Origin of the sequence: Streptomyces sp. NRRL S-646 (assembly GCF_000720765.1) — a bacterium.
Taxonomy (GTDB): domain Bacteria; phylum Actinomycetota; class Actinomycetes; order Streptomycetales; family Streptomycetaceae; genus Streptomyces.
The window spans coordinates 257,286-271,052 of the sequence record NZ_JODC01000008.1; the positions used below are offsets into that span (position 1 = coordinate 257,286).

At 71.6% G+C, this 13,767-nt stretch carries 11 protein-coding genes; 5 read left to right on the forward strand and 6 right to left on the reverse strand.

Features of this window, described 5'->3' with window-relative positions; genetic code table 11:
• Positions 1 to 43: 43 nt before the first annotated feature.
• Entirely contained in the window at positions 44 to 631 is a 588-nt protein-coding gene (locus tag IH68_RS0121200; protein ID WP_063763533.1) for a CGNR zinc finger domain-containing protein, read from the reverse strand.
• 138 nt (positions 632 to 769) lie between these two features.
• Here IH68_RS0121200 and IH68_RS0121205 point away from each other — a divergent pair, with 138 nt between their 5' ends.
• Together IH68_RS0121205 and IH68_RS0121210 are read left to right on the forward strand one after the other, a co-directional pair.
• Entirely contained in the window at positions 770 to 1,768 is a 999-nt protein-coding gene (locus IH68_RS0121205) for a quinone oxidoreductase family protein (RefSeq protein WP_030937546.1), read from the forward strand.
• A gap of 67 nt (positions 1,769 to 1,835) precedes the next feature.
• Positions 1,836 to 2,738 carry a DUF3626 domain-containing protein gene (locus IH68_RS0121210; RefSeq protein ID WP_030937547.1) on the forward strand — a complete coding sequence of 301 codons (903 nt, stop codon included), beginning with the start codon at positions 1,836 to 1,838 and terminating at the stop codon, positions 2,736 to 2,738.
• Here the strand turns inward: IH68_RS0121210 and IH68_RS0121215 are convergent.
• The 5 genes from IH68_RS0121215 to IH68_RS0121235 form a co-directional block, all read right to left on the reverse strand.
• The gene (locus IH68_RS0121215; protein ID WP_420719003.1) at positions 2,690 to 3,286 is read right to left on the reverse strand and encodes a PAS domain-containing protein; all 597 of its coding nucleotides are present in this window, start codon (positions 3,284 to 3,286) and stop codon (positions 2,690 to 2,692) included. The two genes, IH68_RS0121210 and IH68_RS0121215, sit on opposite strands and share 49 nt — an antisense overlap.
• Positions 3,287 to 3,381: 95 nt before the next feature.
• A complete protein-coding gene (locus tag IH68_RS0121220; RefSeq protein WP_030937556.1) occupies positions 3,382 to 5,025 on the reverse strand; it encodes a glycoside hydrolase family 13 protein in 1,644 nt (547 codons plus the stop codon).
• Positions 5,026 to 5,064: 39 nt separating this feature from the next.
• A complete protein-coding gene (locus IH68_RS0121225) occupies positions 5,065 to 5,907 on the reverse strand; it encodes a carbohydrate ABC transporter permease (protein WP_030937557.1) in 843 nt (280 codons plus the stop codon).
• Positions 5,904 to 6,902, reverse strand: a complete 999-nt coding sequence (locus IH68_RS0121230; protein WP_078912541.1) for a carbohydrate ABC transporter permease — start codon at positions 6,900 to 6,902, stop codon at positions 5,904 to 5,906. Before IH68_RS0121230 ends, IH68_RS0121225 begins: the two co-directional genes overlap by 4 nt.
• Before the next feature lie 11 nt (positions 6,903 to 6,913).
• Positions 6,914 to 8,203 carry an ABC transporter substrate-binding protein gene (locus IH68_RS0121235; RefSeq protein ID WP_234341458.1) on the reverse strand — a complete coding sequence of 430 codons (1,290 nt, stop codon included), beginning with the start codon at positions 8,201 to 8,203 and terminating at the stop codon, positions 6,914 to 6,916.
• Between the two features lie 210 nt (positions 8,204 to 8,413).
• On the opposite strand from IH68_RS0121235, the gene IH68_RS0121240 reads away from it, so the two are divergent.
• The 3 genes from IH68_RS0121240 to IH68_RS0121250 all read left to right on the forward strand — a co-directional run bounded on the left by IH68_RS0121240 (position 8,414) and on the right by IH68_RS0121250 (position 13,752).
• Complete coding sequence (locus IH68_RS0121240) at positions 8,414 to 9,466, forward strand: LacI family DNA-binding transcriptional regulator (protein WP_324607677.1); 1,053 nt, start codon at positions 8,414 to 8,416, stop codon at positions 9,464 to 9,466.
• 128 nt (positions 9,467 to 9,594) lie between these two features.
• Positions 9,595 to 12,759 (forward strand): cytochrome P450, encoded by a 3,165-nt coding sequence (locus IH68_RS0121245; protein ID WP_030937561.1) that lies wholly within the window; start codon positions 9,595 to 9,597, stop codon positions 12,757 to 12,759.
• Between the two features lie 27 nt (positions 12,760 to 12,786).
• Complete coding sequence (locus IH68_RS0121250) at positions 12,787 to 13,752, forward strand: phosphotransferase family protein (RefSeq protein WP_030937562.1); 966 nt, start codon at positions 12,787 to 12,789, stop codon at positions 13,750 to 13,752.
• Positions 13,753 to 13,767 lie beyond the last annotated feature (15 nt).

The window sequence follows — 13,767 nt, forward strand, 5'->3', positions numbered from 1 at the left end:
ACGGCCTCGCGCTCGCCCGCACCCACGGCGTCCTGACCAACCATCACCGGGCGGGGGCGCCCCGGCTGCGGGACCGGTAGCCGGCGACCTTTGCGAGATTGCCGCAGCGGTCCATGGAGCACCAACGGCGGCGCCGGGCCTGGGAGTCGTCCAGGAACAGCAGCGAGCAGCCTGGGTTCTCGCACTCCTTGACCCGCTCCAGCAAGGGGCTGCGCACCAGGAGGACGGCATCGCGGGCCACCGTCGCCAGAGCCGCGCGGGCCGGCTGCCGGGCCGTCCAGCGTACGGCGCCCAGCTGAGGGGCCAGGTCCGGGCGGGCCGCCGCCTCGTTGATCAGCTCCACGTCGGCCGGTTCCGGTTCCTGCCCGGCCATCGACGTGCGCACCAGGCGGTAGAGGGCCTCGCGCAGGACGCGGGCGCCCGCCAGATCCCGGTCGGTGACCCGCACCGGCTCGCCGTCCGCGGCCAGCTCCGCCTCCGCGAACCAACGAGCCAGTGCGGCCGGGTCCGGGAGCCGCTCGAGTGCAGCGGACGAGTGCCGCCGACCGAGCGTCGCCACGAAGTTCAAGCAGGGACGGCCGCCGATGAACGGGAACGCGAGTGCCGGGTCGGGGGCGGAGGTGCCGGTCATACGGGAGAGCGTACACCGGTTCATGAGGTGTCGTCCGTGGCTGAACCCCCTTGACACCGGTTGAAGCGGTGTTGGATCGTGACACCACTTCAACCGGTGTCAGTCGCGTCGGCGGCTGTGGCAGGAAGCGAGTGCGGTATGCGTGCGGTACGGATCGACGAGTTCGGCGGGCCCGAGGTGCTGGTGCCGGTCGAGGTGCCCGACCCCGTGGCGGGGCCCGGCGAGGTGCTGGTGCGGGTCGCGGCGGCGGGCGTGAACCGCGCCGACGCGCTGATCAGGAAGGGCGTCTACCACCGGGCCGGACGGCCGCCGCTGATTCCCGGCGTGGAGGCGGCGGGCGTCGTCGCGGCGGTGGGGGAGGGGGTGACCGGCCTGGAGGTCGGGCAGCGGGTCATGGCTCTGGACGGAGTGAACGCCCCCGGGTTCTACGCCGAGTTGGCCGTCGTGCCCGCCACCCAGGTCACCGCCCTGCCGCACGGCGTCGGCCTGACCGAGGCGGCCACACTGCCCGTCGCCTGGCTCTCCGCCTGGTACTGCCTTCGCCACCTCGCCCGGGTCACCAAGGAGGACACGGTGGTGGTGAAGGCGGCCGCGAGCGGGGTGGGCAGCGCGGCCGTGCAGATCGCCGCGGAGGCGGGCGCGCGGGTCATCGCGTTCGCCGGCTCGGCCGAAAAGGCAGCCTGGGCAGGGCAGTTCGGCGCCCAGGTCACCGTCGACACCTCCGCCCACCCCGACGACGCGGAGGTCGAAGAGGTGCTGCGGCTGACGGACGGCCGCGGCGCCGACCTCGTCCTCGACACCGTCGGTGGCCCGGCGTTCGCCCGCAGTCTGCGCCAAGTGGGCCACGGCGGCCGGGTCGTCGCCCTCGCCAACGTCGCCCTGGAGCCGAGCACCGTAGACACCCGCGACTTCTACCCGAAGAACGCCGCCATCCTCGGCTTCCAGCTCACCAACCTCCAGATCCACGGCTACGACCCCCGCAACGATCTGCGTGAGCTCGCCGAGCGGGTCGCCTCCGGGGCGTACCGGGTCCCCGTCGAAACCGTCGTACCTCTCGAACAGGCCCGTGCCGCCCACGAGTTGCTGGAGCGGCGCAGCAACCGCGGCAAAATCGTCCTGGCGGTGGCCGACCTCTGAGTGATCTCATGGGGGAGCCTCCCGGACTCCTCGGGGCGCCGGGGGATCGGCCCGAGAAGGGAAACGAGTGGATTTCGGGAATGTCGGCTCACCGCGGGCGCGGCAGGCGCTGCGCCATGTCGCCGGCCGCTCGACGGGTCCGGCCCTCGGCGCCGACCTGCGGATCACGCTGAACTTCCACCCCGACCGGCTCGTCGGGGGGCTGCCCATCCTCCAGGCGCTGGCCCAGGACGGCGCCTACCACTCACAGTTCGTCACCGGCACCAGCAACGGCGGGCTCACCGCACACCCCGGCGGTGACCGCTGGCGCTGGGAGAGCCGGATCTTCGGCGGCGCCTACGACGACGCCGACCCGCACGAGCGGCCCGTGTACGGCGCGCTGAACTTCCGGCGCCAAGTGGTCGGCGCCGCCCCGCGGTTCGGCTCCTCGCACTTCCGGCTCACCGCCGAAGCGCTTGCCCGCACGACCTTCTGTTATCCCGACAGCGCGGCAGAGCCGGCCGACTTCGGGGTGGCCGCCGGCATGTCGCTGATCGCGCTCGCCGAGGCCGACGAGCAGGACGCCCTCAACGACTACATCGAGGCCCAGGTCCACGGCGGCGTGCTGCTCGCCGCGCACATGGAGGCGCTCGTCCTGGACGAGAGCTACCGCGGCACGTCCGTCGAGGCCGCCGCCCGGCTGCTGCCCTGCCCCGTCGAGTGGCACCCCGGCTACCGGCTGAGCGTGGCGCAACTGCAGGAACACGCCGACTACCGCGGGGCGGAGTACGCGGAGCTGGGCGCCCGGATCGCCGAGGACGGCCACGTCGACCCGCGGATCATCGGCGCAGCCGCCCGCACCGGCCGCCACGAACTGCAGGACCTGAAGATGGTCTGGCACACCCTCGCCCGCTTCGGCGCACCCGAGGGAGCGGGCACTGCCTACGCGCCCGGCGGCCACACCCCAGGGGCGAGGACGCCGAGCGCATAGGCGCGCGCCACCAGTTCGGTACGGTTCGACGCGCCCCAGCGCGAAGACAGCCGCCGCAGGTGATAGGTGACGCCGTCCGCGCTGAGGCCGGTCTCCTTCGCGGCCCTGGCAGTGGTGGCGCCCCCGGCGAGCAGCGCCAGGATGCGGGCCTCCACCGGCGCGACCCGCTCGGGGTCGTGGGTGAGCGGCTCGCGTTCGCCCCGCACCCGCAGCATCACCAGCAGGGCGGGCGTCTCCTCGACGGTGTCGCTGACCGGGTCGGCGGTCAGTTCCCCGAACCGCTCACCGCCGCCCGGCCCCTCCCAGCACACCGACACCTGATACCGGGACCGGTGCCGCAGCCGCAGCGCCTGCGCGATCCGCTCCACCTGCGTGGCCTCCTGCGGCCGGAACAGCTCCAGCACGTCACGGCCGCGCAGCCGCCCCGGGGCCGCACCGCACTCGGCCGCCATCGCCGGGTTGGCCAGCAGGACGGCGCCGTACGCGTCACACACGGCGACGGGCACGGAGACCCGGTCGAAGAGCGTCAGGGCGCGATTGCGCCACATCACGGCCTCCCGACGGCCCTCTTCCACCAAGACCTCCTGCCACCCGCACGACGGCGACCCGCACGACGGCGAGGCGCACTGCATGCACTACACAATCATGTGGCGAGCCAGGCCGCCTGATCCGGTCCCAGCAGACCATCGTCCAGTGAGCCGCTCGCCAGCAGGACCGAGGTGTGCTCGGGCAGCCGGTACGGCCCGGCCGAGAGGTTCACCACGCACACGAAGCCGGGCTCGCGACCGAGGGCCAGCACGCCGGCTGGAGCGTCGAGCCAGGTCAGGCTGCCGTCTCCGAGGGCCGGGTGGTCGCGGCGCAGGCGCAGGGCGGCGCGGTACAGCTCCAGCATCGAGCCGTCGACACCGTCCTGCGCGGCCACGCTGTGATCCGCCCAGCCGTCCGGCTGCGGCAGCCAGGGCCCGGCCGTCGTGCCCTCCGGGCTGAAGCCGTACGGTGCACGCCGCCCCGACCACGGGATCGGCACCCGGCAGCCGTCGCGCCCCCGGTCGGTGTGCCCCGACCGCTCCCACACCGGGTCCTGGAGGACGGACTCGGGCAGGTCCTCGACCTCCGGCAGTCCGAGCTCCTCGCCCTGGTAGATGTAGGCGCCGCCGGGCAGCGCGAGCATCAGCAGGGCGGCGGCGCGGGCCCGCCGGGTGCCCAGGGCCAGATCCACGGGGCCCTCGGGCCGGTAGGGCTGGTTGGCGACCCAGCGCCGGACGACCCTGCGGCCGTAGCGGCTGGGGTGGCGCATCACGTCGTGGTTGGACAGCACCCAGGTGGCCGGGGCGCCCACCGCCCCGAGCATGGCGAGGGAGTCGTCGATGACGGCCCGCAAGTCCTTCGCGTCCCAACTGGACATCAGGAAGTCGAAGTTGAACGCCGTGTGCAGACCGTCCCGGCGGACGTAGGCGGCGAGCCGCTCCGGGGTGTCCGCCCAGGCCTCGGCGACGAACGAGCGGTCACCGGGGAACTCGTCGGCCACCCGGCGCCAGGCGCGGTAGATGTCGTGCACCTCGTCCCGGTCCCAGTGCGGATGGTCCAGATGCCGCCGCGGCCCCTCGGGCGCCGCTTGCGGGCGGGGCGGCAGGTCGGGCAGCTCGGGATGCTTGATCAGCCCGTGCGCCACGTCGATACGGAAGCCGTCCACGCCCCGGCTGAACCAGAACCGCAGGATCGACTCGAACTCCTCCCGCACTTCCGGGTGTTGCCAGTTGAGGTCCGGCTGCTCGGGGGCGAACAGATGCAGGTACCACTCCCCGTCGGGCAGCCGGGTCCAGGCCGGGCCGCCGAAGCAGGACACCCAGTCGTTGGGCGGCTCGGCGCCGTCCGCACCGCGGCCGGCCCGGAAGACGTAGCGTTCCCGCTCCGGGCTGCCCGGCCCGGCCGCCAACGCCGCCCGGAACCAGGCGTGCTGGTCGGAGGTGTGGTTGGGCACGATGTCCGGGATCACGCGGATCCCGTGCCGGTGTGCCTCGTCGATGAGCAGTTCCGCCTCGGCGACCGTGCCGAACAGCGGATCGATCCGACGGAAGTCGGCGACGTCGTAACCGTGGTCGGCCATCGGCGACCTGTACCAGGGGTTGATCCAGATCGCGTCCACGCCGAGCGACTTCAGATACGGCAGCCGCGAGCGGATCCCCGCGATGTCGCCGACGCCGTCGCCGTTGCCGTCGGCGAAACTGCGGACGTAGACCTGGTAGATGACGGCGTCGCGCCACCAAGGTGCGGTGCTGGTGGACATATGGGTGCGTACTCCTCGTACATCAGTAGGGAGGGAGGGCTATTTGGCCGCGCCCGCCGTGAGGCCGGCGACGATCCGGCGCTGGAACAGCAGCACCACGACCACGAGCGGAACGGTGACCAGGACGCCGGCGGCCATCTGGCTGCCGAACGGTGTCTCGAACTGGGTCGCCCCGGCGAACTTGGAGATCGCCACGGGCGCGGTCTGGATGTCCGGCTTGTTCGTCATCGACAGCGCGATGAGGAACTCGTTCCAGGCCGCGATGAACGTGATGATCGCCGTGGTGAAGATGCCGGGCGCGGCGAGCGGAATGATGACGCGGCGGAAGGCCTGAGCACGGGTGCAGCCGTCGATCATGGCCGCGTGCTCCAGCTCGTCGGGCATCTGCCGGAAGAACGCCGTCAGATTCCACACCGCGAGCGGCAGCGTGAAGGACAGACTGGGCACGATCATCGCCTGGTAGGTGTTGATCCAGCCGAAGCCGACGAACATCTTCAGCAGCGGCACGACGATCGACACCACCGGGAACATCGACGTGGCAATGATCAGCGTCAGCACGAACCGTTTGAAGCGGAACTCCAGCCGCGCCATCGCATACGCCGTGAACGTCGCCAGCAGCAGTGCACACACGGTCGTGATGCCCGCCACGACAAGACTGTTGAACAGAGCCCGGGTGAAGTTCTCGGACGGGTCGAGCACGGCACGGTAGTTCTCGAACGAGATCCGGGCCGGGAACGGGGAGTTGTCGAAGATGTCCGAGGTGCGGCGCAGACTGGAGACCAGCATCCAGTAGAAGGGTGCCAGGCAGTAGGTGACGACCGCGGCCACCCCGAGCCAGAGCAGTGCTCTGCGCAGGACCGGGTGCAGGGTGGTGGGGTTCATGCGGCCACTTCCTTGGGGCGGCGCGGCACCACGTCGGCGCCCAGCAGCCGCACGAACGCCAGCGCGATGAGGAAGACATAGACGAAGAGGATCACCGCATACGCGGCGGCCGGCCCGAAGCGCACGTTCGCGGCCTGGTCCTGGGCGAGCATGGACAGCGTCTCCACGGACGTCTTCTGCGCGCCGATCAGGATGTACGGAAGGTCGAACATGCGCAGCGCGTCGAGCGTGCGGAACAGCACCGCCACCAGCAGCGCAGGCTTGACCAGCGGCAGCGTGATGCTCCAGAACTGCCGGGCCACGCCTGCCCCGTCCATCCGTGCCGCCTCGTACACCTCCTTCGAGATCACCTGCAGTCCGGCCAGCACCAGCAGCCCGATGAACGGAGCCGTCTTCCACACATCGGCCACGACGACCGCGACCTTGGCGTGGAACCCCTCGGTGGTCCACAGGATCTGACGGCCGATCAGGGCGTTGGCCACACCGTCGCTGTTGAAGATCCAGCGCCACAGCAGACCCGTGACGGCGGTGGGGATGGCCCAGGGCACGAGGATGGATGCGCGGACGACCGCCCGGCCGCGCAGCGCCCGGTGCATGATCAGCGCCATCGCGATGCCGAGCACCGTCTCCAGGGCGACCGTGGTGACGGTCAGGAAGGTCGTGTTCCAGAAGGCGTTCCAGAAGCGGTCGCCCGCCGCCCCGAAGATCACCGTGTAGTTGTCGGCGCCGACGAACGGGTCGTGGTCGCGCACGAAACCCGTCCTGGGGTCGAGCCCCGGGGTGCCGTAGAAGGAGTCCTTCAGCGCCACGATCGTCGGATACAGCACGACGACCGCCAGGACCAGCAGCGTCGGCGAGACGAGGAGGGCCGCGATCCTGCCCTCTCCGGAGGTGGCCGTGCGGCGGCGGCCCAGGAGGGCTCGGCCGGCGTTCCACCTGCGCGACCGCGCTGCGGGCCGGTCGACGCTCTCGGGCGGATTGTGGGTGGTCACCATGGTGCGATTCCTCACTTCCCCGCCGCCTGTTGCTGCAGGTCCTTCTGCAGGTCCTCGAGCGCGCTCGCGCTGCTCTTGGCTCCGGTCAGCGCGGCGAAGGCCTCCCGCTGGACGGCCGCCGTGACATCGCCGTAGCCGAAGACCCGTGGCCGCGGCACCGCGTGCAGGATCGACCGCTTCAGGACGGGCAGGTACGGATACTTCTTCACCAGGCGCGGGTCCTGGTACAGGGCCTGGTAGGTGGGCGCGGCCGGGGCATAGGCCAGCGTGAACCGCTGGGTTGCCTGGCTGGTGAAGAACCGGATGAAGTCCAGCGCGGTGGCCTTGTTCCCGGCCGAGGCGGACAGCGCCAGGTTGTGGCCGCCCAGGCTGGAGGCGCCGGGACCGTTCAGACCGGGCAGGGGTGCGACGGCGAACTTCCCGGCGACCTTGCTGGAGCCGTCCTTCTTGTTCGCCAGCGGATACATGTACGGCCACTGCCGCTCGAAGACGAGCCGGCCGGACTGGAAGGCGCGGCGGGCGTCCTCCTCCTGGTAGGTGGCGGCCTCCTTGGGGATGGTGCCGTCGCGGAAGGAGCGGACCAGGAAGTCCAGGCCCTTTCCGGCCTGCGGGGTGTCGAGGTGCGGGCGTCCCTGGGCGTCGGTGACGACCCCGCCCGCGGAGTTCACCGCCTCGGCGAAGTTCACCGTCAGGCCCTCGTACTTCTGGAACTGCCCGGCATAACAGGACACGCCCTTGGCCGCGGGCAGTTTGCGCACCTTGGCGCAGTCCGCCTTCAACTCCGCCCACGTGACCGGCGGTTGGGTGATGCCGGCCTGCCGGAGCAGATCGGTGCGGTAGTACAGCATGCCGCCGTCGGAGCTTGCCGGGACGGAGTAGAGGCCGCCGCGATACATGCCGGTCGCCACGATCGGCCTCAGCATCCTCCCCAGCGGGAAGCGGTCCTCGGGCAGCCGGTCGACCCACCGGTGTGCCGCGAACTCCGAGGTCCACACGACGTCCAGGGACAGCACGGTGAACGCGTCCGACCTCGTTGCCGCGTTCTGGATCATCTGCTGCCGCTGGGCGTCGGGATCGGTGGGCAGCTGGACGAAGGTGACCTTCTCGCCCGGGTGCAGCTTGTTCCAGCGGTCGAGGACCGCCCGCACGGTCCCGGTGTTGTCGGCACCGGCGACGTAGGTGATGGGGCCGCGGCTCGTACTCGACGCGGAGCCGCCGCCGGTGCCGCACGCGGCAACGGCGGCCAGCCCCGCGCACAGAGCACCGGAGCGCCGCAGCGCTCTGGTCTTCCTGTTCTTCAAGGTCACTCCCTGGCAGCGGTTGCAGATAAAAATATGCAGGTCAGAGCGCATCGCCGTTAGATCTGCTCAAGTAATTGGTTCTCGCTGAGACAACGCTTGCAAGCTAGGAGCAAGCCCGGCGGCACGTCAATGCGTTACGCACTAGTAATGCCGTGACAGCGCTGTCACGAAGGAGGGCAGCCCGGTGCACGCTTGTGCTAACGTCCGCCCATGCCAGCAGCTCAACGGCACTCCACGATGTCCGATGTCGCGGAACGGGCCGGGGTCTCCACATCCACCGTCTCCCGCACCCTGCGCGGACTGTCGAGCGTCTCGCCGGACGTCCGCGCCCGCGTCGAACAGGCCGCCCGCGAGCTGAACTTCGCGGTCTCCCGGCAGGCCTCCAGCCTGGTGACCGGCAGGACCGGCGTGGTGGCGGTGCTCGTGCCCACCCTCAAGTCGTGGTTCATGGGCTCGGCCCTGTCCAGCCTGGGCCCGCTGCTGCGCGCCGCGGACATGGAGCTGGCCCTCTACGTGATACCCGACCTGACCGAACGCGCCTCGTTCTTCGAACAGCTGCCGGCCCGGCGCAACGCCGACGCCCTGCTGGTCCACTGCTTCGACCTCACCGAGGAGGAGAGCGCACGGCTCGACGACCTCGGGATGCCGGTCATCTACGTCAGCCAGCACGCCGAGGGACGCCCGAGCGTGTACGTCGACGACGCGGCCGGTGCCCTGAGCGGCACCCGGCATCTGCTGAACCTGGGCCACCGCCGTATCGCCTTCATGCAGAGCCCGGGCGCCACCGGCTTCTCCTTCAGTTCCCACGCGAGGCTGCACGGCTACCGGCAGGCGCTCGCCGAGGCGGGCATTCCCGTGGACGACTCCCTCGTGGTGGCCGCTCCCGCCGAGGACAAGCGCGCCGTCGCCGAAGCCCTGGGGCAGCTGCTCGGCCTGCGCGAGCCGCCCACCGCGGTCTTCGCCGAGCAGGACGAGCTCGCCGCCACCCTGATCTGGACCCTGCGCAAGGCCAGGATCGAGGTGCCGGAGGCGATGTCCGTCCTCGGCTTCGACGACCAGCCGCTGGCCGAGTGGTTCGATCTCACCACGGTGGCCCAGTCGCCCTCCGAGATGGGCCGGGTCGCCGGCGACCTGGTCCTGCGGTTGATCAACGACCCCGAGGCGGACCACGAGCGGCACATCGTCCTGCCGACCCGTCTGATCCCGCGGGGCACCACCGCCCGGCCCTCCGGACCGCCGGCGCAGGACGAGAACCCCTCCTGAGGGCTTCCGCAAGCCCCCGGGCGCATTCTTGACTACACGATCATGTAGTCCCGTGGCGCGGACGGCCGGGTTCGCTCGACCAACCTTGATCGCAGTACTTCCGTACCGCGAAAGGCAGTTGTCGCGCCATGCCCCCCACCGCCCTGCACCCCCACACCGCAGACACCCTCCCCGGGGTCCCCCTCGTCGACATCACCGCCACCGGACCCGGCCGCACGCCCATCCAGCAGGTCATGGACCTCATGCGCGAGCACGGCCCGGTCCTCGTGCGGCGGCTGCACGGCAGGGACACGCTGTTCGTCGGCGACCTGGACCTGGTGGCCGACCTCGCCGACGAGACCCGCTTCGCCAAGCACGTCGGGCCCGCCCTGGAGAACGTCCGCGAGTTCACCGCCGACGGGCTGTTCACCGCGTACAACGACGAGCCCAACTGGGCCAAGGCGCACGACATCCTGATGCCCGCCTTCGCGCTCGGCTCGATGCGCACCTACCACCCCGTGATGCTGAAGGTGGCCCAGCGGCTCATCGCGTCCTGGGACCGGGCCGCCCACGAGGGGCAACCCGTCAACGTCCCCGACGACATGACCCGGATGACCCTCGACACCATCGGCCTCGCCGGCTTCGGCTACGACTTCGGGTCCTTCGGGCGGGACGAACCCCACCCCTTCGTCGAGTCCATGGTCCGCTGCCTGGAGTGGAGCATGACCCGGCTCGCCCGCACCCCCGGCCAGGACTACTCGGCCGCCGACGGCGCCTTCCGGGACGACTCCGTCTACCTCGCCCAGGTCGTCGACGACGTCATCGCCTCCCGCGCCGGCACCGACCAGACCGGCGCCGAGGACCTGCTCGGCCTCATGCTCAGCGCCCGGCACCCGGCCGACGGCACCACCCTGGACACCGCCAACATCCGCAACCAGGTCATCACCTTCCTGATCGCGGGCCACGAGACGACCTCCGGCGCCATGTCCTTCGCCCTGTACTACCTCGCCAAGCACCCCACCGCACTCCAGCTCGTCCAGCGCGAGGCAGACGCCCTGTGGGGCGACCGGGCCGACCCCGAGCCCACGTACGACGAGATCGGCAGGCTGACCTACACCCGCCAGGTCCTCAACGAGGCCCTGCGGCTGTGGCCCACGGCCGCCGCCTTCAGCCGCCACGCCCTGCAGGACACCCTGCTCGGCGGCCGGATCCCGCTGCGCGCCGGGCAGGCCGTCACCGTGCTGGCCCCGATGCTGCACCGCCAGCCCGTCTGGGGCGACAACCCCGAGCTGTTCGACCCCTCCCGGTTCACCGCGGAGGCGGAGGCGGCCCGCCCGGTGCACGCCTTCAAACCGTTCGGCACCGGCGAACGCGCCTGCATCGGGCGGCAGTTCGCGCTGCACGAGGCGACCATGCTGCTGGCGATGCTCGTGCACCGCTACCGCCTGCACGACCACGCCGACTACGCGCTCCACGTCAAGGAGACCCTCACCCTCAAGCCCGAGGGCTTCACCCTGACCCTGACCCCGCGCACCACCGCCGACCGCGAACACGGCGTCCTTCCCGGCGCCCGCCCGGCCGAGACCCCGCAGCGTCTCGACCCGCACCCCCTCGCTGCCCGCGTCCGCCCCGGCACCGGCGTCCTCTTCCTGCACGGCAGCAACTACGGCACCTGCCGCGAGCTCGCGGCCCAACTCGCCGACGAGGCCGGCGAGATCGGCTGCGAGACCGAGGTCGCATCCCTCGACGCCCATGCGGGCGGCCTGCCCACCGACCGGCCCGTCGTCATCACCGCCGCCTCGTACAACGGCCGCCCCACCGACGACGCCACCGCCTTCGCTGCGTGGCTGGATGGCGCCCACGACCTGACGGACGTCACCTACGCCGTCCTGGGCGTCGGCGACCGCAACTGGGCCGCCACCTATCAGCACGTCCCGACCCGCATCGACGACCGCCTCGACGAACTCGGCGCCACCCGTCTCGTCGACCGCGCCGCCGCCGACGCCTCGGGCGATCTGACCGGCGCCGTAAGGGACTTCACGGCGCGGCTGCGCACGGCCGTCCTGGAGCGGTACGGCGACCCGGACGCCGCGGCGGCCACCGAAGAGCCCACCACGGCGTACGAGGTCCGCACCCTCACCGGCGGCCCCCTGGATGCCCTCGCCGAGCGGTACGGGCTCCTTCCCATGACGGTCACCGAGGCCCGCGATCTCACCGCCCCCGGCCACGCGCGCCGCAAGAGGTTCGTCCGCGTCGCCCTCCCGGACGGGACCGCCTACCGCACCGCCGACCACCTCACCGTGCTGCCCGTCAACGCCCCGGCCCTCGTCGACCGCGCCGCCACCGCACTCGGCGTCGACCCCGATACCGTCCTCGACATCCGTGCCACCCTCCCCCGCCGCGACGGCCTGGCAATCGACCGTCCCTTGACGGCTCGTCAACTACTCGCCCACCACGTCGAGTTGCAGGAACGGCCCACAACCGCCCAGCTGGCCGCGCTCGCCGCCACCAACCCCTGCCCGCCCGAGCGCGCCGCCCTGGCCGCCCTCCCCGGCGACGACCCGCGCACCCTTGTCGAGCTGATCGAGGACCACCCCGCCCTGCGCGGCGCCCTCGACTGGCCGCAGCTCCTGGAGATCCTGACCCCGCTGCGGCCACGCCACTACTCCATCTCCTCCTCGCCCGCCGTGGACCCCGGCCACGCGGACCTCATGATCTCCCTGCTCGAAGCCCCCGCACGCTCCGGCAAGGGCGTCTACCGGGGGACCGGGTCCGGGCACCTCGCCGGCATCGAACCCGGCGAGACGATCCTCGCCCGGATCCAGCCGTGCCGGGAGGCCTTTCGGGTGGACCACTCGGCGCCGGTGATCATGGTCGCCGCGGGCACCGGCCTGGCCCCCTTCCGCGGAGCCGTCGCCGACCGCACGGCCGCGCTCGCCGCAGGCGCCGAACTCGCCCCCGCCCTCTGCTACTTCGGCTGCGACGCGCCCGAAGCGGACTTCCTGCACGCCGAGGAACTGCGCGCCGCCGAGGCCGCCGGGGCGGTGTCGGTCCGCCCCGCCTTCAGCACCGCAGGGACCTTCGTGCAGCACCGCATCGCCGCCGAGGCCGACGAGGTCTGGCAACTGCTCGGCGCCGGGGCCCGGGTGTACGTCTGCGGCGACGGTTCGAAAATGGCACCGGGTGTGCGGGATGCGTTTCGTACCCTGTACCGGGACCGCATGCCCGGCGCCGACCACGCGGCGGCCGAGGAGTGGCTCGACGCACTGATCGCGGACGGCCGTTACGTCGAGGACGTGTACGCGGCCGGCTGACCGAAGGAAGAGGTGGGTGGGCGCACGGTGGTGGACTCCTGGGAACGGGCCCGGCGCATCCTGGAGGGCGCACGGATCCCTCCCGGCCGGCTGGCCCACCTGCGCCCCCTCACCGGTGGCACCTACAACGCCGTCGAGGAACTCCGGCTCATCGACGGCAGCCGCTACGTACTGAAGGTCGCGCCGGACACCCCGGGGCTGCGCTACGAGAGTCGGCTGCTCGTCGCCGAGGCGGAGTTCTACGGCGGCGCCGAAACGGCCGGGGTGCCGGCGCCCCGGCTCGTCACCCTCGACGACGACAGCGCCGTACTCCTGATGACCGCATGTCCCGGCGATCCGTGGGACGGATCCTTCACCGAGGCCGAACGGGCGTATCTGCGCACGGAGTTGGGCCGCCAGGTGGCCGCCCTGCACCGCGTCACCGGAACCGCCTTCGGCTATCCGTCCGGCGCACTCGGCCCCCTCGCCCCCGACTGGCGGACCGCCTTCACCGGGATGCTCGACGCGATCCTCGACGACGCCCGCCGCTTCGCTGCCCGGCTGCCCAGGCCGGTCGACGAGATCGCAGTCACGCTCCGCGCCGCGTACGACGCCCTCGACGAGGTCACCGTCCCCGCACTCGTCCACTTCGACCTGTGGGACGGCAACATCCTCGTGGAACGCTCGGCGGACTCCGTCCGCATCGGCGGGCTCATCGACGGGGAGCGCATGTTCTGGGGCGACCCGCTCGCGGAGTTCGTCTCCCTGGCGCTGCTGGGGGACATCAGGAAGGACGAAGCCTTCCTCTCGGGTTACCGGGAGGGCGGCGGGCGCGCCGAGTTCGACCGCCCGGCCCTGCTCCGCCTCGCCCTCTACCGCGCCTACCTCTACCTGATCATGCTGGTGGAGACCGTGCCGCGGGCGATGGGGGAGGGGGACATCCAGTGGCGCGAGGAGGCCGTCGCACCGGAGCTCTTGGCCGCCCTCGACGAGATCGAGGAGGACATCTCTTAGCTCACATCGTGAACT

Bases quoted from the DNA above. Each gene is read 5' to 3' on its own strand.
- IH68_RS0121220 (WP_030937556.1), bottom strand. From the start codon at position 5,025: ATGTCCACCAGCACCGCACCTTGGTGGCGCGACGCCGTCATCTACCAG.
- IH68_RS0121200 (WP_063763533.1), bottom strand. From the start codon at position 631: ATGACCGGCACCTCCGCCCCCGACCCGGCACTCGCGTTCCCGTTCATC.
- IH68_RS0121240 (WP_324607677.1), top strand. From the start codon at position 8,414: ATGCCAGCAGCTCAACGGCACTCCACGATGTCCGATGTCGCGGAACGG.
- IH68_RS0121215 (WP_420719003.1), bottom strand. From the start codon at position 3,286: ATGTGGCGCAATCGCGCCCTGACGCTCTTCGACCGGGTCTCCGTGCCC.
- IH68_RS0121205 (WP_030937546.1), top strand. From the start codon at position 770: ATGCGTGCGGTACGGATCGACGAGTTCGGCGGGCCCGAGGTGCTGGTG.
- IH68_RS0121230 (WP_078912541.1), bottom strand. From the start codon at position 6,902: ATGGTGACCACCCACAATCCGCCCGAGAGCGTCGACCGGCCCGCAGCG.
- IH68_RS0121245 (WP_030937561.1), top strand. From the start codon at position 9,595: ATGCCCCCCACCGCCCTGCACCCCCACACCGCAGACACCCTCCCCGGG.
- IH68_RS0121225 (WP_030937557.1), bottom strand. From the start codon at position 5,907: ATGAACCCCACCACCCTGCACCCGGTCCTGCGCAGAGCACTGCTCTGG.